At 69.9% G+C, this 21,424-nt stretch carries 15 protein-coding genes; 11 read left to right on the forward strand and 4 right to left on the reverse strand.

The features are described from left to right. The first annotated feature begins 38 nt into the window (after positions 1-38). Positions 39-2,048 (forward strand): alpha/beta hydrolase family protein, encoded by a 2,010-nt coding sequence (locus CWS50_RS06570; protein ID WP_127842140.1) that lies wholly within the window; start codon positions 39-41, stop codon positions 2,046-2,048. A gap of 12 nt (positions 2,049-2,060) precedes the next feature. On the opposite strand, the gene CWS50_RS06575 is transcribed toward CWS50_RS06570, so the two are convergent. Further along, a complete protein-coding gene (locus CWS50_RS06575) occupies positions 2,061-2,651 on the reverse strand; it encodes a hypothetical protein (RefSeq protein WP_243118208.1) in 591 nt (196 codons plus the stop codon). A gap of 128 nt (positions 2,652-2,779) precedes the next feature. On the opposite strand from CWS50_RS06575, the gene CWS50_RS06580 reads away from it, so the two are divergent. The 3 genes from CWS50_RS06580 to sucB all read left to right on the forward strand — a co-directional run bounded on the left by CWS50_RS06580 (position 2,780) and on the right by sucB (position 7,599). After that, positions 2,780-4,567, forward strand: coding sequence for a leucyl aminopeptidase (locus tag CWS50_RS06580; protein WP_127842141.1), 1,788 nt, complete (start codon positions 2,780-2,782; stop codon positions 4,565-4,567). Between the two features lie 175 nt (positions 4,568-4,742). Then, on the forward strand, positions 4,743-6,116 hold the full coding sequence (gene lpdA, locus CWS50_RS06585) for a dihydrolipoyl dehydrogenase (protein ID WP_127842142.1): 1,374 nt from the start codon (positions 4,743-4,745) through the stop codon (positions 6,114-6,116). Between the two features lie 37 nt (positions 6,117-6,153). Beyond that, positions 6,154-7,599 (forward strand): 2-oxoglutarate dehydrogenase, E2 component, dihydrolipoamide succinyltransferase, encoded by a 1,446-nt coding sequence (gene sucB, locus CWS50_RS06590; protein WP_257493100.1) that lies wholly within the window; start codon positions 6,154-6,156, stop codon positions 7,597-7,599. A 126-nt stretch (positions 7,600-7,725) separates the two neighbouring features. On the opposite strand, the gene CWS50_RS06595 is transcribed toward sucB, so the two are convergent. Next, positions 7,726-9,453: a protein kinase domain-containing protein gene (locus CWS50_RS06595; RefSeq protein ID WP_243118209.1), complete on the reverse strand. Its 1,728-nt coding sequence runs from the start codon at positions 9,451-9,453 to the stop codon at positions 7,726-7,728. Between the two features lie 103 nt (positions 9,454-9,556). On the opposite strand from CWS50_RS06595, the gene lipB reads away from it, so the two are divergent. From lipB to CWS50_RS06630, 7 genes are all read left to right on the forward strand, one after another. After that, the gene (lipB, locus tag CWS50_RS06600; protein ID WP_127842144.1) at positions 9,557-10,303 is read left to right on the forward strand and encodes a lipoyl(octanoyl) transferase LipB; all 747 of its coding nucleotides are present in this window, start codon (positions 9,557-9,559) and stop codon (positions 10,301-10,303) included. 86 nt (positions 10,304-10,389) lie between these two features. Beyond that, entirely contained in the window at positions 10,390-11,430 is a 1,041-nt protein-coding gene (locus CWS50_RS06605; RefSeq protein WP_127842145.1) for a lipoyl synthase, read from the forward strand. A gap of 160 nt (positions 11,431-11,590) precedes the next feature. After that, a complete protein-coding gene (locus CWS50_RS06610) occupies positions 11,591-12,313 on the forward strand; it encodes a DUF4191 domain-containing protein (protein WP_127842146.1) in 723 nt (240 codons plus the stop codon). 109 nt (positions 12,314-12,422) lie between these two features. Next, positions 12,423-13,847: a type I glutamate--ammonia ligase gene (gene glnA / locus CWS50_RS06615; RefSeq protein WP_127842147.1), complete on the forward strand. Its 1,425-nt coding sequence runs from the start codon at positions 12,423-12,425 to the stop codon at positions 13,845-13,847. Positions 13,848-13,954: 107 nt separating this feature from the next. After that, positions 13,955-14,872 (forward strand): transporter substrate-binding domain-containing protein, encoded by a 918-nt coding sequence (locus tag CWS50_RS06620; RefSeq protein WP_127842148.1) that lies wholly within the window; start codon positions 13,955-13,957, stop codon positions 14,870-14,872. Positions 14,873-14,935: 63 nt separating this feature from the next. Next, entirely contained in the window at positions 14,936-15,895 is a 960-nt protein-coding gene (locus tag CWS50_RS06625; RefSeq protein WP_127842149.1) for an amino acid ABC transporter permease, read from the forward strand. Continuing rightward, a complete protein-coding gene (locus CWS50_RS06630) occupies positions 15,892-16,764 on the forward strand; it encodes an amino acid ABC transporter ATP-binding protein (RefSeq protein WP_127842150.1) in 873 nt (290 codons plus the stop codon). Before CWS50_RS06625 ends, CWS50_RS06630 begins: the two co-directional genes overlap by 4 nt. A 98-nt stretch (positions 16,765-16,862) precedes the next feature. Here the strand turns inward: CWS50_RS06630 and CWS50_RS06635 are convergent, their stop codons facing one another. Both CWS50_RS06635 and CWS50_RS06640 read right to left on the reverse strand, forming a co-directional pair. After that, positions 16,863-17,510 carry a histidine phosphatase family protein gene (locus tag CWS50_RS06635; RefSeq protein ID WP_127842151.1) on the reverse strand — a complete coding sequence of 216 codons (648 nt, stop codon included), beginning with the start codon at positions 17,508-17,510 and terminating at the stop codon, positions 16,863-16,865. Between the two features lie 46 nt (positions 17,511-17,556). Further along, the gene (locus CWS50_RS06640) at positions 17,557-21,405 is read right to left on the reverse strand and encodes a bifunctional [glutamine synthetase] adenylyltransferase/[glutamine synthetase]-adenylyl-L-tyrosine phosphorylase (RefSeq protein ID WP_206610382.1); all 3,849 of its coding nucleotides are present in this window, start codon (positions 21,403-21,405) and stop codon (positions 17,557-17,559) included. Between the last annotated feature and the right edge of the window lie 19 nt (positions 21,406-21,424).

Here is a 21,424-nt window from a genome sequence, read left to right on the forward strand (position 1 = left end):
ACGCCCCGGGACACATCACCGCGCTCCAAGGAGGAACCATGAGCACCACCGCACCCTTCGGTACCTGGCCCTCACCGGTGGCACCGGGCACCATCACCACCCGGACCGTGCGGCTGTCCCAGGTGCGCGTGGACGGCGGGGACACCTACTGGGTGGAGCAGCGCGCCTCCCAGGCGGGACGCAACGTCCTGCTGCGCCGCGACGCCGACGGCCAGGTCGGCGAGGTGCTGCCGCTCACTCCCGCTGACGAGCTCGTCGACGCCCGTACCCGCGTCCATGAGTACGGAGGACGGGCCTACGCCGTGGACAGCGGCATCGTGGTCGTCTCCCACGCCGGGGACGGCCGTCTTTACCGCTACGACGTCGCCCACCGCATCCAGGGCCTCGTCCCCCTGACTATCTACGGTGAAGTTCGTCACGGCGACCTGGAGATCGACACTGCCCGCAGCCTCGTCTACGCCGTCAGGGAGGACCACCGGGGCGAGGGTGAGCCGGTCAACACCCTCGTGTCCATCCCCCTGGACGGCTCCGCAGCCCGCGATGACACTCCTGTGCGGACCCTCGTGTCCGGGACCGACTTCGTGGTCTCCCCTACCCTGTCCCCTGATGGCAGGCTCCTGGCCTGGATCACCTGGGACCACCCGGGGATGCCGTGGGACAACGCGTCCCTGCACGTGGGCGAGCTGCTGCCAGACGGCTCCCTGGGCGAGCAGTCCGTCCTGGACGGAGGCCAGGGCAGCTCCGTGGCCGAGCCGCGCTGGACCGAGGAGTGCGACCTGGTGCACAGCTCGAACTCCTCCGGCTGCTGGAACCTCTATCGCACTGAGGGCTTCCCCCGCTGGGGCACCAGCCGGGAGCGCTGGACCGCTTCCCTGCGCACCCGTGCCCTCCACCCCGCAGACGCCTCCTTCAGCTACCCGGCCTGGCAGCTGGGACCGCACTCCTACGACGTCCTCGACAACGAGCGCCTCATCACCTCCTGGTCGCGCGACGCCGTCTCGCACCTGGGAACCATCAGACTGGCCAACGGCGAGCTCGAGGAGTGGAACGTCGGGTGGCAGCCCCTGGGCAACGTCGCCTCCTCGGAAGGGCGCGTCGTCATGCTGGCCTCCAACGAGCTGGCGCTGCCCAGTGTCGTCGAAGTCAGGAACGGCCGCGTCCAGGTCCTGCGCGACTCCGGGGAGTTCCGCCCCGAGAGCGCTGGCGTCTCCCTACCTGTCCCCCTGTCTTGGCCCACCAGTGACGGGGCCACGGCCCACGGCTTCTACTACCCGCCGACCTCTGCCACCCACACCGGACCTGCGGACGAGCTGCCCCCACTGATCGTCAACGCCCACGGAGGACCCACAGCCACCGCCCGGCCCGGCTACGACCTGCGGATCCAGTACTGGACCAGTCGCGGTTTCGCCTACCTGGACGTCAACTATCGCGGCTCAACGGGATATGGTACCAGCTACCGCAGGTCCCTGGAGGGCAGCTGGGGCGTCTACGACGCCGACGACTGCGTCACGGGCGCCCAGTTCCTCATCGACTCAGGCACCGTGGACGGCTCCCGGGTCGCGATCCGCGGATCCTCAGCCGGAGGCTTCACCGCCCTGTCCGCCCTGGTCCGCTCCCAGGTCTTCACCGCCGCCGCCTCCAGCTCCGGCGTCGCCGACCTGACCCGCCTGGTACGCACCACCCACAAGTTCGAGTCCTGCTACATCGGCCAGCTCCTCGGCACCCAGGACATCGACGACCCGGTCATGACCGAGCGCAGCCCCATCAACCACGTCGAGGAGATCACCGCGCCCCTCCTGCTGCTTCAGGGGTCCGAGGACCCCGTCGTCCCCGCCGAGCAGGCCACCCTCATGTACGAGGCCCTGCTGGCCAAGGGCGCCCCGGTCGCCCTGGAGATCTTCCACGGCGAGGGCCACGGGCTGCGCACGGCTGCCAGCATCCGCCGCCAGCACGAGGCGGAGCTCAGCTTCTTCCGCCAGGTCTGGGGTATTGAGGCCACAGCCGAGGACGGCGCAGCCGTCCACGTCGCCAACCTGGGCCAGGGCTAGGCCTGCCGAGGGCTAGCCCTGTCGGCTCCCTTCCTCCTGGTGGTCGCCTGGAGAGGACTCTGGCGAAGGCTCCGTGGCGGGGGCGCCCCCCGCCTCCCGGCGCGCCTCGTACACCGCGCGGGAGCGCTCCGTCAGCGTGTCGGACAGCTCGGTCATCCGCTCCGCGTTGACCACGATGCGCCTGGGGTCGGACATCCACATCCACACCGCCGCCACGATCGGCAGGACCAGAGGGAGATAGCCCAGCGACCTGCCGGCGTCAGACCACACCGACACCTCCAGGCCCGTATACGTGGGAGACAGGGACAGTGCCCCGATGAGGACCTCCATGGTCGCCAGCGCAGCCAGGCTCATCCAGCCGACGTTACGCATCCGGTGCCCGTTGTGCGCCACGGAGACCGACAGCAGCAGGTAGAGCAGGCCGCCGAGGACGTTGAAGGACTCCAGCAGGGGTGCCTCGTCAGGACGGCGCACCAGGGCCAGCAGGGCTGGCCCCAGGATGGCCGCCCCGAAGGCCGCGAAGACCACGACGAGGATCCGCCCCCACCCGTAGGCGGGCCGACGCGTGTCCCTCACTGTGCGCACCTGGGGGCGCTCGTCCATGAATATCCCAGCCTCTCAACGGTCCTGGAGCAGCAGTACCCGCGCCTGTCCCAGTCTCCACCGACCCTGCAGCCAGCAACCGACTGGCCGGGCACTATCCTGTCAGGGCTGACGCTACCATTCGTCTCGTGACCACAGTCAGCCTCTCCTCCTTCCTTCCCTCCGGCTCCGCGGCCGATGCCGTCGACGTCCTGGTTCTGGCCGCTGCCCCCGGCCGGGAGTCCGCCGAGCTCGTGACGGGCGGGTCGCTGCCACGCACGAGCGACGGCGCCGCCGTCATCGACGCCGACGCGCTGGAGGCTCTCCTGCCCAGCCTCGGGTTCTCGGCGGAGCAGGACACCGTAGTCCGAGTTCCTGCCAGCGCGGTACGTCCTGTCGTGGACCGCGTGGGTAAGGGCCGTCCCGCTCAGTCGGCCACGCCCCCTCGGCAGTCCGTACCCGTGCCCACGGCTCCCTCCCCGGTCCTGTCCACGGTCCTGGTGGTCGGCCTGGGGCGGTCCTGGCACCTGGCCTCCATCGGGCCGGACGCTGCTGGCCCCCTGCCCGACGACGCCCCAGCCCTGGGCGAGGACCGGCCCGGCCTGCTGCGGCGGGCAGCCGGACGGGCCACGCGCGCCCTGGCAGGTACCTCCCACGTCGCCATGGCGCTGCCGGCACAGGACCTCACCCAGCTGCGCAGCGTGTGCGAGGGAGCGCTGCTGGGAGCCTACTCCTGGAGGGCACGTGCGACACAGCCTCCGCAGACCGCGCCGTGCAGCGGAGCCGCGGTGACCCAGGCGCGCAAGCCCCCCGCAGCCCCCTCGCCGGACTCACCAGAGTCACCGGCAGCACCCGTGGACAAGATCCTCCTGCTGTCCCCGCTGGCCCGCGACGACACCGCCCAGCAGGCCCACCAGGTCGTGGAGGAGGCGCGCGTCCTGGCCCGGGCCACGTCCCTGGCCAGGGACCTGGTCAACGAGCCTGCCAACCGGCTGTCCCCGCCGGTCCTCGCCCAACGGGCCGACCAGATGGGCCAGGAGGCCTCCCTGGAGGTCACCGTCTGGGACGAGGGGGCCCTGGCCGAGGAGGGACTCGGCGCCCTGCTCGGGGTGGGCCAGGGCTCGTCGAACCCTCCTCGCCTGGTGCGCCTGCGCTGGGACCCACCCACAGCGCGCACCCACACGGCCCTGGTAGGAAAGGGGATCACCTTTGACTCCGGCGGCCTGTCCCTCAAGCCGCCCGCCTCCATGCCGGACATGAAGTCCGACATGGCGGGAGCGGCCACCGTCCTGGCCACCGTGCTGGCCGCGTCCCGCCTGAACCTGCCGGTGCGGGTCACGGCATGGCTGGCCCTGGCGGAGAACATGCCGGGTCCCCACGCCCAGCGTCCTGGCGACGTCGTCACCACGGCTGACGGCACGTCCGTGGAGGTCACCAACACTGACGCCGAGGGACGTCTGGTCATGGCCGACGCCCTGGCCCTGGCGGTGGCAGAAGCACCTGACCGCGTCATCGACGTGGCGACCCTGACCGGCGCCCAGGTCGTGGCCCTGGGCGAGCGCGTGTGCGCCGCCATGGGCACACCTGTCGTTCGCGACGAGGTCATCGCTGCAGCCAGGCGGGCCGGGGAGGCGTTCTGGCCCATGCCACTACCTGCCTACCTGCGCAGCAGCCTGGAGTCTCCCGTCGCAGACCTGCGCAACGCCAAGGTCGGCAGCCGCGCCGCGGGAATGCTCACGGCCGGGCTGTTTCTTCGGGAGTTTGTGGGGTCCACGCCCTGGGCGCACCTGGACGTAGCCGGTCCCGCCTTCAACGGCTCCGCGCCGTGGGGCCTGACTCCTGTCGGCGGAACCGGGGTGGGGGTCGCCACGCTGACGGAGCTCTTGCGCACCCAGGCGCAGGAGCCCGCACGCACACAGCACGGTGACGCCTCTTGACGGTGACACGTCTCATAGTGATGTGGGGACCCTGGTCCTGAACGGCACTCACATTTGGCGGGTGCGCCGCGCAGACGGATGGAACAATAACGTGTGTACTGGGCCGCCTCCATAGCGGCGCGTACACCGATACCAGCGACTACCAGCAAGCTAGCGAGCTGAGGAGAGTGGACTCGTGACAGACACCGTGTACGACATGGTCATCCTGGGGGCTGGCTCAGGTGGGTACGCAGCCGCTCTGCGTGGTGCCCAGCTGGGGCTCAAGGTCGCCCTGGTGGAGGCTGACAAGGTGGGAGGAACCTGCCTGCACCGCGGCTGCGTGCCCACCAAGGCGCTCCTCCACGCGGCAGAGACGGCTGACGCCGTGCGCGAGGCGGGAGCCGTCGGTGTGCGCGCCTCCCTGGAGGGTGTGGACATGGCCGCCGTCCAAAAGTACAAAGACGGCATCGTCTCCCGGATGTACAAGGGGCTTGAGGGCCTGGTGTCCTCCCGTGGGATCAAGGTCGTCCAGGGGTGGGGCAGGCTGGTGGCCAGCGACACCGTCGAGGTGGACGGACGCCGTCTGACAGGGAGGAACATCGTCCTGGCCTCGGGATCCTTCTCCAAGACCATCGGCCAGGAGGTCTCCGGACCGGTCATGACCTCTGAGGAGGCCCTGGCGCTCGACCACGTCCCGGCCTCGGCCGTCATCCTGGGCGGAGGCGTCATCGGTGTCGAGTTCGCCTCGGCGTGGGCGTCGCTGGGAAGCCAGGTCACCATCATTGAGGGGCTGCCCCACCTGGTCCCCAACGAGGACGAGGCCGTCTCCAGGCAGCTGGAGCGTGCTTTCCGCAAGCGCAAGATCACCTTCCGGACCTCCACCATGTTCGAGTCAGTCGACCGCCACGAGGGCGGGGTGAGCGTCCGTACCGCGGACGGGGCGACCCATGACGCCGAGGTCCTTCTCATCGCGGTGGGCCGGGGCCCGGCCACCCAGGGCCTGGGCTACGAGGAGGTCGGGGTGTCCATGGACCGTGGCTTCGTCCTGACTGACGAGTACGGGCGCACCAACATCGAGGGCGTGTGGGCGGTGGGAGACATCGTCCCGGGGGTCCAGTTGGCCCACCGGGGCTTCGCCCAGGGGATCGTGGTCGCGGAGAAGGTCGCTGGCCTGGACCCCCGCCCGGTCGAGGACGACCTGGTTCCCAAGGTCACCTTCTGCGAGCCGGAGATCGCCTCTGTCGGCCTGTCAGAGGCCCGGGCCGTGGAGCAGCACGGCCGGGACAACGTCACCACCGCGGAGTTCAACGTCGCAGGCAACGCCAAGAGCCAGATCCTGGGCACCCAGGGGTTCGTCAAGCTGGTCTCCCTCAAGGACGGTCCGGTCCTCGGGTTCCACGCGGTGGGTGCCCGCATGGGCGAGCAGGTCGGCGAGGGGCAGCTGATGGTCTCCTGGGAGGCGGACGCTGACGACGTCGCGGCCCTGGTCCACGCCCACCCCACCCAGAACGAGACGCTCGGGGAGGCCGCGATGGCCCTCGCGGGCAAGCCGCTGCACAACCACGGATGACCCGGGAAGACCCTGGTTAGCAGACCGGTTGCTAAAGCTGTCCCGGTCAGTCAAGGTCAGTCAAGGAAGGAAGACAGGAATGTCCGAGTCCGTCAAGATGCCCGCCCTGGGCGAGTCAGTGACCGAGGGGACGGTCTCATCCTGGCTCAAGGCCGTAGGAGACACCGTCGAGGTTGACGAGCCGCTGCTGGAGGTGGCCACGGACAAGGTTGACACCGAGGTACCGTCCCCCGTGTCCGGCACGGTCCTGGAGATCCTCGTCGCCGAGGACGAGACGGCTGAGGTCGGGACCGTCCTGGCCGTCATCGGCGACCCGGCCGAGGCCGGGGGCTCCCCCCAGCCCTCTGCTCCTGAGCAGGAGCCCGCCGCACCGGCGCAGGAGCCAGGCACCTCAGCAGGCTCCCAGGTCCAGGAGGCCCCGCAGGAGGTTTCAGCCCCCGGACCCGCAGCCCCCGAGACCACCAGCACCTCCCAGCAGGAGGAGCCTGTGTCCGAGGCGCCGAGGGCGGCAGCACCGGCCGCCTACGTCACCCCGATCGTGCGCAAGCTGGCTCGGGACAGAGGGGTAGACCTGGCGACCGTCACCGGCACAGGTGTCGGAGGACGTATCCGCAAGCAGGACGTCGAGGCTGCGGCTCAGGCGCAGGAGGAGGCCCGGCAGGCAGCAGCCCGCGCCCAGGGGGCTGCCTCCGCTGCCCCTGCCGTCGAGCCCGCTCCTGCTGCCCCCGCGCCCGGCGCCTCGGCCAGGCCGCAGGTCGATACGCTCCTGCGAGGCAGGCGGGAGAAGATGAGTCGTCTGCGCCAGGTCATCTCCGAACGCATGATGACCTCCCTGCAGACCTCTGCTCAGCTGACGACGGTGGTGGAGGTGGACGTCACCCGGGTGGCGGCCCTGCGTGCCCAGGCCAAGGACGACTTCCTGGCCCGCAACGGCACCAGGCTGACCTTCCTGCCCTTCTTTGTCCAGGCGGCCACTGAGGCGCTCAAGGCCCATCCCAAGCTCAACTCCTCAATCGAGGACAAGGAGGTCGTGTACCATGACGTGGAGCACGTCGGCATCGCCGTGGACACGCCGCGTGGCCTGCTGGTCCCCGTGGTCAAGAACGCTGGCGACCTCAACATCGTCGGCCTGGCCAGGCGGATCAACGACCTGGCTGCCCGCACACGGGACAACGCCGTCAACCCTGACGAGCTGTCCGGCTCTACCTTCACGGTGACCAACACCGGCTCGGGCGGAGCCCTCATCGACACCCCGATCATCAACCAGCCGGAGGTTGCGATCCTGGGCCTGGGGGCGATCCAGAAGCAGCCCCGGGTCGTCAAGGACACAGACGGCAACGAGGTCATCGCCATCCGCTCCGTGTGCTACTTGTCGCTGTCCTACGACCACCGCCTGGTGGACGGTGCCGACGCCTCACGCTACCTCATGACGGTCAAGAGCCGCCTTGAGGAGGGCGACTTCCGTAGCGACCTGGGGCTGTAGACGCCGCCGGGGCACCACTGAGCGACACGCACGGGGGCGGTCTGTCAGACCGCCCCCGTCGCCGCTCACGACTCCTCGCCAGACCCGCCCTGAGACCTCTCCCACCCCTCCACCGCCTCCTCCCTGTCACAGCTCGTAGGAGCGCACCTCCGCCACCCTCCACGGCTGCGGAACCAGGATGAGAACTACCTGACGGGCGGCCTGGGCCGGGACCGTCCTGCGCGTCCCGGCGCTGGCCCGGCTCGACGGGGCCTGGGACTGGGTGACCACCACGGCCCGGGCACCGGGCCAGGTCGTACCAGCAGGCACCTCCACCTCGACGATCTGACTCACTGACGTGGTCATGTCAGTCACGGTCTCTCCCGAGGCCAGCAGGTCCCGCATGATCTGCTCGTCCGCAGCAGCAGCTGGCGAGCCTGGCACCGTGGTCGCAGCCAGGGCCTCCTCGTCCCCGTCCATGAGCGCCTGGTCACGCGCCGCAGCCAGGGAGACCACCACGCTGACCAGGCTCTGCTCCGCCCCCTCCCGGGCCGTCCCCCGCTGTCCCTCCGGCGGCGGGGCTGTGTCTGCCCCCTGAGGAGGCTCTCGCGTCGCCTCCTGGGAAACCTGGACAGGCGGGGAGGCAGCAGGCCAGGAGCCCTGGTCCGAGCCTGCTGCCGCAGCTCCCGGTGGCGCCGCTGTCGCCGTGTCTCCCGCCCGGCTGGGCAGGTGGCCGCCCAGGGCACCACCCGGCCCCTGAAGAACCAGGACTGCTACCGCAGCTGCTGCCACAGTAACCACGCACAGGAGGCGGGAGGTCCGCGCCACCGTCAGGACTCCCCCGCCCCGCCGGGAGGCACGGTGGCGGCCGCGTCCCCGGGAGGCCCCGTGACCACGGCGAGGCCAGGGACCGCGACGCCCTGCACGTCCTGCGCGTCCTGAGGCGGGCAGCGGGTACCACCGGGGACGCCGCTGCCGCAACCGAGCTCCTACGACCCGTGTGGGTGTGTGGGCGGCCGCACGCAGTGACCCGGCTGCCAGGCGGGCGCTGTCGGGCAGGTCGATCCCCCGGGCCTGCCCCAGCTGGGGTGAGCGGGCTGCGAGGTCGCGCGCACCGGGGCGGTCCTCAGGGAGGCTGCTGAGCGCGTCCGCCAGGAGCTGCTCCACGCGGCGCGCCCGATAACCAGCACCACCACTGGCGCCACCACCAGCACACTGTCGCATCAGGGCAGCCAGGGCATAGACGTCAGCAGTTGGTGTGGCGGGGCCACCTGAGCGCCGTTCCGGTGCCGCGCAGTCTCCTGTGCCCGTCTCCATGACAGAGCCCAGGAGGTCGATAAGGACCGGGCGCCCCTCCGCCGTGACCACCACGTTGCCTGTGGAGACGTCCCCGTGGGCGCAGCCGTGCTCGTGCAGGTGTGCCAGGGCTGACCCGAGCTCGTCGAGGAGCAGCGCGAGCTGGGGAGTCGGCAGCCTGCCCCGGGCGGCCAGGACGACGTCGAGGCTCACGCCGTCCACCAGGTCCACGGCGACGCCAACATGGTGGGACGGAAGGGCGACGACGTGACGTACCGCCACCAGCGCCCTGTGACGCAGGCTGCGCAGCCCAGCGAGCCTGCGCAGCAGCGCCGCGCCTCCAGCACCCTCCGGCAGGGGCAGGACCCGGAGGACCACGTCCCGCCCCTGCGGGTCCACACAGCGTCGTGGAGACGAGGCCCCAGCCCGTCCTCCCAGCACCGACCCGATGGTAAAGCCCTCTGCCGCCAGGGCCTGGAGGGCCTGGGCCGACGGGGGCTCCCCGCGCGGAGCACCCTCGACCCGGGCGCCCGTCCCACCAGCCGCCCGACGCCTTCTGGGGTTCCTGTCCCGTGTCATACCCAGCATCCTCCACGCCCGGCCCCGCTGACGTCCACGCCGACCTGGCCCCCTGTGGATACCGCCCCGCACGCACGACTGCTGTGTGACATAGGCTGGGAGCGTGCAGCGCTGGGACGTCGACCTGGGGGGCAGGCTCGTGCCCTTCGAGGAGGGCTGGCGGCTGCAGCGAGCCGTGCACGCAGAGGTCGTGGACGGCACTCGCCCCAGCACCCTGCTGCTGATGGAGCACGAGGCCGTCTACACCGTAGGGAGGCGGGCCCGCTCCTGGGAACGGCCTCAGGACAGCCGCGTCGGGCCTGCCCAGGTGCCCGTGGTCGATGTGGACCGGGGGGGGAAGACCACCTGGCACGGTCCCGGCCAGCTGACGGTCTACCCGATCCTGCGCCTGGCCGCACCGATCGACGTCATCAGGTACGTCCGCACCCTGGAGGAGGCGGTCATGCAGGTGTGCACCGGCCTGGGGATGACCACCCGCCAGGTCGAGGGGCGCACCGGGGTCTGGGTGCCGGGCGACCCGCAGGCGCGGGAGGCGGTACGGCGTGAGGACCGTAAGATCTGCGCCCTGGGGGTACGCGTGGCCCGGGGAGTGACGATGCACGGTATCGGCCTCAACGTGAACCCGGACCTGGAGGCGTTCTCCCTGGAGCGTATCCTGCCCTGCGGGATCACGGACGCCGGGGTGACCTCAGTGAGCGCTGAGACCGGTCGTCGGCTGCGGGCAGCAGACCTCGCCGACGCAGTCGCTCATGCCCTCGGCTCCCGCCTCCGCCCCCTGGTGGCAGACCCCACGTCCTGCTCTGTCCCCGGCGTAGGCCTGAGTGCCCGTCCCCCGGCTGCCAGGGAATAGAATGGCGACGGCGTACCCCGCTGCTGCAGGCAGCGGCAGCAAGACGCAGCGGCAGATGCCGAGGAGACACGGAAGGAGGACCTGCTGTGGCCAGCCCAGCCAACCCGGACGCCGTCGCCCCGGAGGGCCGTCGGCTGCTGCGTGTCGAGGCGCGCAACGCCAGGACCCCGATCGAGTCCAGGCCTGAGTGGCTCAGGACCAGGGCCGTGGTCTCGCAGACCTACCAGGACGTCCAGGGCCTGGTGCGGGAGAAGAACCTGCACACGGTCTGCGCCGAGGCCAACTGCCCCAATATCTATGAGTGCTGGAACGACCGCGAGGCCACCTTCCTCGTCGGGGGCCAGATGTGCACCCGGCGCTGCGACTTCTGCGACATCGCCACAGGGCGCCCCAGCGCGTACGACGAGGACGAGCCGCGCCGGGTGGCTGCCTCGGTCCAGGAGATGGGTCTGCGCTACGCCACAGTCACCGGAGTCGCCCGGGACGACCGTCCTGACGGCGGGGCCTGGCTGTACGCAGAGACAGCCCGCCAGATCCACGCGACGTGCCCCGGCACCGGCGTCGAGCTGCTGGTGCCGGACTTCCGGGGGAACCCGGACGCGCTGGCCGAGGTGTTCTCCTCCCAGCCGGAGGTGCTGGGCCACAACCTGGAGACGGTACCCCGGATCTTCAAGCGCATCCGCCCCGCGTTCTCCTACCAGGGCAGCCTGGACGTCATCACGGCGGCCTCCGAGGCGGGGCTGGTGACCAAGTCCAACCTGATCCTGGGCATGGGAGAGACCCGTGAGGAGACTGAGGCGGCCATGCAGGCGCTGGTCGAGGCCCGCTGCGACATCCTCACGATCACCCAGTACATGCGCCCTTCCACACTTCACCACCCGATCGACCGCTGGGTCAGGCCGCAGGAGTTCGTCGAGCTCAGCGAGCTGGCGGAGCAGATGGGCTTTGCCGCCGTCATGAGCGGGCCGATGGTGCGCTCCTCCTACCGGGCCGGCATGCTGTGGGGCCGGGCCATGGCCCGTCGCGGATGGCCAATTCCCCCCGCCCTGGCCGACCTGGCCGAGCCCGTGACGGCCCACCAGGAGGCCTCACGGGTCGTGGCCCGCCAGCTTGCCACCGCCTCCTGACCCCGGCTCCGCCCGGGTAGTCCCGTGTGCTCCCGGGGATCCTGGCCCCGACTGACGCCGGTCAGTCTCCTCTCGTAGCTCCCCTGCCTTTTCTGCTCCCTGTCCTCCTCCCCCTCGTCCGTGTTCAGCACAGACCTGTGCTGTCGTCTATGGTGAGGGAGTGAGCAGCGACCAGACCTCCCGGCCACGGCGGCTTCACCGAGTGAGGCGCGCCCTGCAGAACATCAGGGACTCCTACACGATCTCCCGGCGCACCTACCCCTGGGTGGGCTGGGCGATGCTCGGGGCCGCCGTCGTCCTCATCGGCCTGGCCGTGTGGGTGTCGGTGCTCAGCGGCCAGCCGCTGTGGTACTGGCTTCCCCTGGCGGTCCTCCTGTCCCTGACCGTCTGCATGGTCATCCTCTCCCTGACTGTGCGTCGCGCCTCCTACACCCAGCTGGAGGGGACGCTGGGAGCCGCCAAGGCGGTCCTGGACCAGGCTGGCCGGGGCTGGTACGTCGAGTCGCAGCCGGTCGCCGTCTCACCGAGGACCATGGACCTGGTCTGGCGCATGGTGGGTCGCCCGGGCGTGGTCCTTGTCGCTGAAGGTGCTGTCTCCCACACCCGGCGCATGCTGGAGGAGGAGGAGCGAAAGATCCGCCGTGTCTTGTCAACCGTGCCGGTACACGTCATCCACGTGGGTACCGGTACCGGCCAGGTTCGTCTCACCGACCTCAGCCGGACCCTGCGTCGGCTGCCCACCAAGCCCACCCGGCTGACCGACAACGAGATCTCCCAGGTCTCCAAGCGTCTGGAGTCCCTGTCCAGCAAGGGGATGTCCATGCCCAGGGGCGTCGACCCCGGCAAGGTCCGTATCGACCGCAGGGCCCTGCGTGGACGCTGAAACACCGAGGCAACACTGCTGGCACGCCCGTGACACGGTGGCACCCTACCGTCTCCCCGGTCGCTCGACCTGTGCCACAGGCTCGTGAGAGCCCCAGCCTGGAGGAAGAATGTTCAAGGACGCATCAGAGGCCCTGGCCTTCATCGACAAGGAGAAGGTCGCTCTTGTCGACGTCCGCTTCTGCGACCTTCCGGGTGTGATGCAACACTTCACCATCCCCGTCTCCGCCTTCAGGGAGGAGGCCCTGACCACGGGCCTCATGTTTGACGGCTCCTCCATCCGGGGGTTCCAGGCTATCCATGAGTCGGACATGAAGCTTGTCCCGGACGTCGCCACCGCCTTTCTCGACCCCTTCCGCGCAGAGAAGACCCTGGTCATCAACTTCTCCATCGTCGACCCCTTCACTGATGAGGTCTACTCCCGCGACCCGAGGTCCATCGCCGCCAAGGCGGAGGACTACCTGCGCTCGACCGGAATCGCCGACACCTGCTACATCGGTGCGGAGGCTGAGTTCTACCTGTTCGACTCCATCGAGTACGAGTCCACACCCGCCCAGTCACGCTACTCCATCGACTCGGCGGAGGCTGCCTGGAACTCCGGCCGCCAGGAGGAAGGCGGTAACCAGGGCTACAAGACCCGCTTCAAGAGCGGCTACTTTCCCGTCTCGCCCAACGACCAGATGGCCGACCTGCGCGACGCCATGGTGCGCACCTGCATCAAGGCGGGACTGGACATTGAGCGCGCCCACCACGAGGTCGGGACCGCCGGGCAGCAGGAGATCAACTACCGGTTCAGCTCGCTGCTGGCCGCTGGCGACGACATGATGAAGTTCAAGTACATCATCAAGAACGTCGCATGGCAGGCGGGACGGACCGCGACCTTTATGCCCAAGCCCATCTTCGGGGACAACGGCTCGGGAATGCACACACACCACTCGTTGTGGAAGGACGGCCGCCCCCTGTTCTACGACGAGCGAGGGTACGGCCAGCTGTCGGACCTGGCCCGCTGGTACATCGGAGGCATCCTGGCCCACGCCCCCTCCCTGCTGGCCTTCACCAACCCCTCTGTCAACTCCTTCCACCGCCTGGTCCCGGGATTCGAGGCCCCGGTGAACCTGGTGTACTCCGCCCGCAACCGCTCTGCGTGCATCCGTGTCCCGGTCACTGGATCCTCCCCCAGGGCCAAGCGTGTGGAGTACCGTGTCCCCGACCCCTCCTCCAATCCCTACCTCTGCTTCGCCGCCGTGCTCATGGCCGGAATTGACGGCATCCGTAACCGGACCGAGCCGCAGGCTCCCATTGACAAGGACCTCTACGAGCTGGCGCCCGAGGACTACCACGACATCGCCAAGCTCCCCGTGTCCCTCGACCTGGCCTTGGAGGCCCTGGAGCAGGACCACGACTACCTCACCGAGGGCGACGTCTTCACCCCCGACCTCATTGAGACGTGGATCGACTACAAGCGGGCCTACGAGATCGAGCCGCTGCGCCTGCGTCCCCACCCCTACGAGTTCGAGCTCTACTACGATCTGTGAGCGCGGGCACCACCGGCTCGCCGGGATCTCAGGCTCATACTTATGCTAAATAGTGGATACTGTTTCCGACCACCACGACGAGCCACCATGCCGAGGAGGAAACCTGCATGACGACCCGCCGCCTGCTGCTCATGGCAGCCATCGCCTGCCTAGTCCTGGGCGGGTGCACCCACGCAGCCGACTGGCGGGCCGACTCCTCGGTGCCCTCTACCAGGACCTACGACGTCTCAGGGATCCAGGTGCAGCCTGAGATCACGGCTCTTCTGCCCGAGGAGGTCCTTGCGGACGGAGTGCTCGACGTGGCAGCCTCCACCGACTACGCCCCGGCCGAGTTCCTCGACACCCAGGGCAGCCCCGTCGGATACGACGTCGATCTCTCCCGGGCGGTCGCGGCCGTGCTTGGAGTCAGCTCCCAGACCCACACGGCTGAGTTCGACTCCATCATCGCTGCTGTCGGCTCCAAGTACGACGTCGGCATCTCCTCCTTCACCATCACCTCGGCCCGCACCCTGGAGGTGGACATGCTCGCCTACATCAACGTGGGCTCACGCTTCAACGTGGCTGCGGGCAACCCCGAGGGCATCGACGTCTCCGACCACCTGAACCTGTGCGGCTACACGGTCGGGGTCCAGGTGGGCACTGCCCAGGAGACCACCATGAACGAGCTCGCGCAGTCCTGCCGGGACGCCGACCGCCCGGCGCTGTCGGTGCGAGCCTATTCCACACAGTCGGAGGCAGCCACAAGCCTGGCTAGCAACGTCGTCGACGCCATGTACTCCGACTCCACCGTCGCCGACTACGCCGTGGAGCTGACCGCCGGGGCGGTCCAGACCCTGGGGGAGGTCGAGGACGCCCTGCCGCAGGGCATCGTCATCTCCAAGGCCGACCCGCAGCTGGCTGCCGCCCTCCAGGCGGCTGTCCAGCACCTCATGGACGAGGGTGTCTGGGAGGAGATCCTGGCTGGCTGGGGCATTGAGGACGCGGCCCTGGACACCGCTGCTCTCAACCCTGCGGTAGAAGGCTGAGACTGAGACATGGCACAACCAGAGACCACCTCGACACGCCCCCGGGCAGGGAGCCAGGTAGACATGAACGACCGCACCGGTTCCAGCCCGGTCAGGCTCAACGACGTCAAGCCGGTACCGCGCCCCGGAACCTGGCTCAGCGCCGCCGTGGTCCTGGTGCTGGGAGCCATGCTGGTGCACGGCCTGGTCACCAACGAGAGGTTCCACTGGGACACGGTGTGGTTCTTCTTCCGCGAGGTCCGTGTCGTGCAGGCCGTGGGCTGGACCCTTCTGCTGACGTTCCTGGCCATGACGATCGGAATCGTCCTGGCCGTGACCACGGCGGTCATGCGCCGCTCAGACAACCCGGTCCTGCGCTGGGTGGCACTGGCCTACCTGTGGTTCTTCCGCGGGACCCCGATCTACACCCAGCTGGTGTTCTGGGGGGCGCTCTCGGCCCTCTACCAGTACCTCAGCCTAGGAGTCCCCTTCGGTCCCGAGCTGCTGACCTTCAGGACGACCTCAGTCTTTACCCCTTTCGTGGCAGCCGTCGTCGGCCTGGGGATCAACGAGGGGGCCTACCTCTCCGAGATCGTGCGCTCGGGGCTCAACTCGGTGGACAGGGGACAGAGCGAGGCCGCAGGTGCCCTGGGCATGTCCCAGTCCCAGATCCTGCGCCGCATCGTCCTGCCCCAGGCCATGCGCGTCATCGTGCCTCCTACCGGCAATGAGACGATCTCCATGCTCAAGACGACCTCCCTGGTCCTGGCCGTGCCCTTCACCCTGGACCTCACCTTCGTGACGAACTCCTACGCCTCCATGACCTACCAGACGATCCCGCTGCTCATCGTCGCTGCCCTGTGGTACATCATCATCACCTCGCTTCTCATGGTCGGCCAGCACTTCATTGAGCGCTACTACGGGAGGGGCTTCGACAACAGCTCTCCCCCCCGGGGAGCCGACCGCCGCTCCCTGTCCGCCCGCCAGCAGGCGATCCTGGACGCCCACACCACGACCGACCGAGTCACGGAGGTCAGCCCATGACCGCGCCCGACCCCACGCACCTGGCCTCCTCTGCCGATCCGGGCGCCGTGCAGGCGGATCCGACGCAGGAGGCGCCAGCAGCGGGCAGGAAGCCAGTGACACCGAAGGTGGAGATCACCGGCCTGCACAAGTTCTTCGGCGAGCTGCACGTGCTGCGCGGTGTGGACCTGACCGTGGAGCCGGGTTCCGTCACCGTCCTCGTCGGCCCCTCAGGCTCGGGAAAGTCCACGCTGCTGCGCTGCATCAACGAGCTGGAGCAGATCGACGCCGGGCGCGTCAGGGTCGACGGTGAGCTCATGGGCATGCGCGAGGTGGTCAGGAACGGCCGGGTACGGCTCCACGCCCTGCCGGACCGGGTCCGGGCCGCCCAGCGCGCCAGGATCGGCATGGTCTTCCAACGGTTCAACCTGTTCCCCCACATGACGGCACTGGGCAACGTCATGGAGGCACCGGTCCACGTCAGGAAGCTCCCCAGGGCACAGGCCCGGCAGCGTGGGATCGAGCTCCTGGAGCGCGTAGGCCTGGCCGACCGCGTCGACCACTATCCCGCCCAGCTCTCCGGTGGCCAGCAGCAGCGGGTGGCTATCGCCCGTGCCCTGGCTATGGACCCTGAGCTGATGCTCTTCGACGAGCCGACCTCGGCCCTGGACCCCGAGCTCGTCGGTGAGGTCCTCGCCGTGATGAAGGACCTGGCTCGCTCAGGGATGACAATGGTGGTCGTCACGCACGAGATGAACTTCGCCCGGGAGGTCGGCGACCAGCTGGTCTTCATGGACAGCGGGGTCGTCTGCGAGTCCGGCCCTCCGGCACAAGTGCTGGACACTCCTCAGGCGCAGCGGACACAGGCCTTCCTGTCCGCAGTACTGTGACGAGGTACGTTGAGGCGTTTGTGACGAGCACGCGAGTGCTGTCACTGCTTGTCATTGCTCCGGGACGCCCGGCGCCTCCCTGACCGACGGCCTGCCGCTCATGCCTCCTCGGCCCGCCACTGGCCGTCATTCCAGCTCACAAGCCGCCACCCCTGCTGCGGGCTACCCTCGACGACGCTCAACGCCGTGTTGTCCATGGGAGTGGCGGCGATCCAGGCTGGGTCCACTCCCGCCGCCTGGCTGGCAACCAGGGCCACCCACAGGCGCAGGACGGTCCCGTGAGCAACCAGAAGCGCCGTTGCTTCCTGCGGTGTCTGCGCCGCGACCTCCGCGACAACGGTATCGAAGCGGGCGAAGGTGTCAGCACCGTCCTCGGGGGACCCGGGAACACGGGCAGCAGTACGTCCCACCATCCACGAGCGGGTCGTGTCCTTGTAGCAGCGCATCGACCGCACGTCAGTGCGCATCTCCAGGTCACCAGCCAGGACCTCCCGCAGGCCGCTGCGGACCTGGGCCTCCAGGCCCGTCGCCTCCTCCACTGGGGCCACGGTCTGACGTGCCCGCAGGATTGGAGACACCCACAACGTGGTGATCCTGGCCAGCCACCCGGCCTCCTCCAGCCTCCTGGGCAGGTCGGCAGCCTGCACCAGGCCCACGTCGTCCAGCGGGTTGCCGGGAAACCCCGTGTCCAGGGCGTTCATGACATTGCCGATCGTACGACCGTGGCGGACAAGAAGAAGGTTCACGGGCCAAGTCTGCCAGCTCTGGCCAGGCCATGAGGTGCCGACAGCCTCAGCTCCACGGGTAGGGTCCCTCACCGAGGCGTCTGGCGGCGCCCCCACCTGGACCCGGTCCTCGCCGCCACGACGGGGCAGGTCGGCTGCCTGCGGTCCTCGTCCCCCCGGCGCCTGCCTCCCGCAGGCTGCCTCCCTCTGGGGTCCTTGCGCCCTGACCAGGCACGACCCGGGTCGAGACGGGACCGGCTGTGCGGCGCTGAGCGGGCACGGCACGGCCCCTTTCCCCTGAGGCAGGACCGGCACCCGCCTGGCCACGGCCACCCAGCCCGCCAGGGTCGGCGTCCGGCAGGACAAAGGTGCTCCCAGCACCCCTGTGAGGCCCCCGACGGGACACAACCCTGCCGCTCGTGGCAGCACCACCGGTGCCACCGGCACCGCCAAAGAGGACTCGCTCCGTCACAGCCCGGGCGTGGCGGGCGCTCCGGCGGTAGAGGTCCTCCAGCTCGCGCTCGTGACCGCCTTCCAGACCGATCAGCCTGCCCACCAGGCGGATATCCCGGACCGCGTCCGGCAGGACCTCGCGCCTGGGTCCGCTGGTCCGCCCGGTCCCCAGCACGATCGCCGCCCGCAGCCTGCTGGCGAGGAGCCAGGCGGCGGTCAGGCGCGCCGCGTCCTCAGCGTCAAGCAGGTCAGCAGCCGCAGCCTCCTGAAGCGCTGTCAGCGTCGAGGTGGTACGCAGCCCCTCCACGTGGTCGGCATGAGCCAGCTGGAGGACCTGGGCGCACCACTCCACGTCGCTGAGCCCTCCCGGCCCCAGCTTGAGGTGACGAGCCGGGTCTACCGCCCGCGGTAGCCTCTCGGTCTCCATCCGTGCCTTGATACGCCGGATCTCCCGTCGGTCCTGCCCGCTCAGACCCCCCTCGGCCCAGCGCAGCCCGGCGACGAGGTCCTCAAAGGCGCGCCCGAGCCCGCTGTCCCCGGCGCAGGCTCGGGCCCGTAGCAGCGCCTGCCTCTCCCAGACGGCGGCCCAGCGCCCGTAGTAGTCCGCGTAAGAGTCCAGGGACCGGCTCATCGGTCCCTGACGCCCCTCTGGTCGCAGGCCTGTGTCCACCTCCAGCGGATGGGGCCTGGCGGCCGCCAGCAGCCGGAGGGTCCAGCGGGCCACCGCGTCCGCCTCCTGGGCCGCCTGGGTCTCGTCCGCGCCCGGACGTGACCGGTGGACAAAGAGGACATCGGCGTCCGAGGCGTACCCCACCTCCGAGCCCCCCAGGCGGCCCATGGCAATAACGGCGTGCTCAGCCAGCGCCGTGGGCCACTGCAGGGAGGAGCCGGGCCCCTGTGCCACGGCAGGCGCTCCCTCACGCAGTGCTATCACCAGTCCGGTGGCCACGCACAGGGCACCTCCCAGGACGGCATCCGTGGCACCGGTGAGAATCGTGGATGTGCGCTCAGGGCTGATCGCGTCCAGGCAGTCGGCCAGCGAGGCGCGCACCTCCTCCCGGGCGCGCACCCTGACCACCGCCTGGACCGCCTCCAGAGCCTGCTTCTCCAGGGCAGCCTCGTCGGGACCGCTCAGAGGCCGTCGGCGCAGGACGGAGACAGTCTCCTCGTGCAGGGCCTCCCGACGCCGAGGAAGCAGCTCGGCGTCGTCGTCGAGCCAGGCGATGGCCTCGGGAAGCTCAGCCAGACGCTCACAGACCCAGTGGGCACAGGACAGGACGTGACACAGCCTGCGAGCCGCCACCGGGGAGTCCCGCAGCATCGCCAGGTACCAGTGGGAACCTCCCACCGCCTCGGAGAGCCGACGAAACGACAGCAGCCCAAAGTCCGGGTCCGCTCCCTGACCTATCCAGCCGATGATGACCGGCAACAGCTGCCGCTGGATGGCCGCCCGACGGCTCACTCCCTCGGTGAGAGCCTGAATATGGCGAAGCGCGCCCTCGGCGTCGACGTAGCCGAAGGCGGCCAGACGCTCTCGGGCGGCCTGAGGGCTCAGCGCCATCTCGTCGGCGCTCAGGGACGCGGCAGCCCCCAGCAGCGGACGGTAGTAGATCTCCTCGTGGAGGGCGCGCACCCGCCGCCTCAGCTCACGAAAGACCCTCCACAAGGAGTCCGTGTCAGCCACGCTGCGGTGCAGGCCCCGCCCGATGCGGCGCAGGTCCTCCTCGCGGGAGGGCAGGTCGTGGGTGCGGCGCAGACGATAGAGCTGGCTGCGGTGCTCCAGCAGACGCAGCGCCTTGTAGCAGTCGCTCATTGCCGCCGCGTCCTGCCGGGCGACGTAGCCGCCCCGCCCCAGGAGCTCCAGGGCCTCCAGCGTGCCACGCGCACGCAGGGAGGTGTCCGAGCGGCCGTGGACCAGCTGGAGGAGCTGGACAGTGAACTCCACGTCCCGCAGCCCCCCGGGACCCAGCTTGATGCGCCGGTCCCGCTCTCCCAGCGGAGCGGACTCCCTCTCCACGCGCTGGCGCATGGCCCGGGCATCCTCCACGAAGTTCTCCCTGCGTGTAGCCTCCCACACCAGCGCGGACACCGCGTCCACGTAGGCCGCCCCCAGCCGACGGTCCCCGGCACTGGCACGAGCCTTCAGCAGCGCCTGGAACTCCCAGGAGGCCGCCCACCGCTGGTAGTAGACCAGGTGGGAGTCCAGCGTGCGTACCAGCGCACCGTCCTTTCCCTCCGGACGCAGCGCCGTGTCCAGCGGCCACAGGGGAGGCTCCGCGGAAGTGGCTGACACGACCCGCGCCAGCTCGGTGGCAACCTGGGTGCCGACAGCGACCAGGTCCTCCTCGCTCAGAGGCCTTCCAGACTCGGGACCCGCGTGACCGCCGACACCGGCGGCAGCAGCGCCATGAGCGGCCTCCTGCGCCCCGGGGGCACCCACCACGTAGATGACATCGACGTCAGAGACGTAGTTCAGCTCGCGCGCCCCCGTCTTTCCCATGGCAATGACCGCCAGGGCCACGCTGTCAGCCTGCGGCCCGACGGCTGCCCGCGCCACGAGCAGCCCAGCGTCCAGGGCCGCGTCAGCCAGCTCAGCCATGCGGGTGCCCACGACTGCGACGTGGTCAACTGGCTGCTCACAGGTCAGGTCGTCGGCGACGATCGCCAGCAACCGGTCCCGGTAGGCGCAGCGCAGCGCCGCAGTCGCGCGCGAGAGGGTGGCGCTGTCGGGACCCGGGCACCTCGGGGACTGGGCGCCCAGCACGTCTGTCACAGCATGGCGCAGCAGCTGGTGGGTCGTGGGCTGCGTCGGTGCCTGCCACGCCCTGGCCGGGGCCAGCGCCGTCAGACGCTCAGGGTGGGAGACCAGGAAGTCCCCCAGTGCCTGGGAGTGGCCAAGAACCGCGAGGAGCCGACGCTGGTGCTCCCCCGCCGCCCTCGCGGCCACACTCCCAGGAGCCGAGTCAGGCGCAGCACCGTCCCCGCTGCCGGTACTGTCACTGCCGGTACTGGTCCTGTCACTGTCCCCCCCTTCACGGTCCCTGCCGCTATCACCGTCAGGGCTCCAGGCCAGGAGCCGACGCAGCAGCCGGGCGGGCTCGTGCCTGCTGTCCGTCCGCCCTGTCCCGGGCGCCGGGGCGGCATCGGGCAGCTGGCTGTGGCGGGTGCAGGCCTGGGCGAGCCGGACCAGTGTCAGCAGGGCCAGGTCCGGGTCAGCCGTGTCCGCCAACGCCGTCAGGAGCACCTCGTGACGGGCACCGGGCTCGGCGAGGTCGCGCGTGCCCGGCAGGTGCGGCCCTGGGACAGGGGCCTCGGCGGGACCCGCAGCAGGAAGGTAGTCCGCCAGGACCGGGTCCGCCAGGAGCGCTGCGGCCCTGGCGGGATCGGCGAACCCCGCGCGCAAAAGACGCACACGGGCCGAGGGCAGGCGCCCACCCACCCTTCCGGTCACGTCTGCCTCCATAGGCACCTCCATACCTACC

It is taken from the genome of Actinomyces wuliandei (genome assembly GCF_004010955.1).
Lineage (GTDB): Bacteria > Actinomycetota > Actinomycetes > Actinomycetales > Actinomycetaceae > Actinomyces > Actinomyces wuliandei.

Coding starts and splice junctions, on each gene's coding strand:
- CWS50_RS06570 (WP_127842140.1), top strand. CDS start 39: ATGAGCACCACCGCACCCTTCGGTACCTGGCCCTCACCGGTGGCACCG.
- CWS50_RS06575 (WP_243118208.1), bottom strand. CDS start 2,651: ATGGACGAGCGCCCCCAGGTGCGCACAGTGAGGGACACGCGTCGGCCC.
- CWS50_RS06595 (WP_243118209.1), bottom strand. CDS start 9,453: ATGACACGGGACAGGAACCCCAGAAGGCGTCGGGCGGCTGGTGGGACG.
- glnA (WP_127842147.1), top strand. CDS start 12,423: ATGTTCAAGGACGCATCAGAGGCCCTGGCCTTCATCGACAAGGAGAAG.
- CWS50_RS06620 (WP_127842148.1), top strand. CDS start 13,955: ATGACGACCCGCCGCCTGCTGCTCATGGCAGCCATCGCCTGCCTAGTC.
- CWS50_RS06625 (WP_127842149.1), top strand. CDS start 14,936: ATGAACGACCGCACCGGTTCCAGCCCGGTCAGGCTCAACGACGTCAAG.
- CWS50_RS06630 (WP_127842150.1), top strand. CDS start 15,892: ATGACCGCGCCCGACCCCACGCACCTGGCCTCCTCTGCCGATCCGGGC.
- CWS50_RS06640 (WP_206610382.1), bottom strand. CDS start 21,405: ATGGAGGCAGACGTGACCGGAAGGGTGGGTGGGCGCCTGCCCTCGGCC.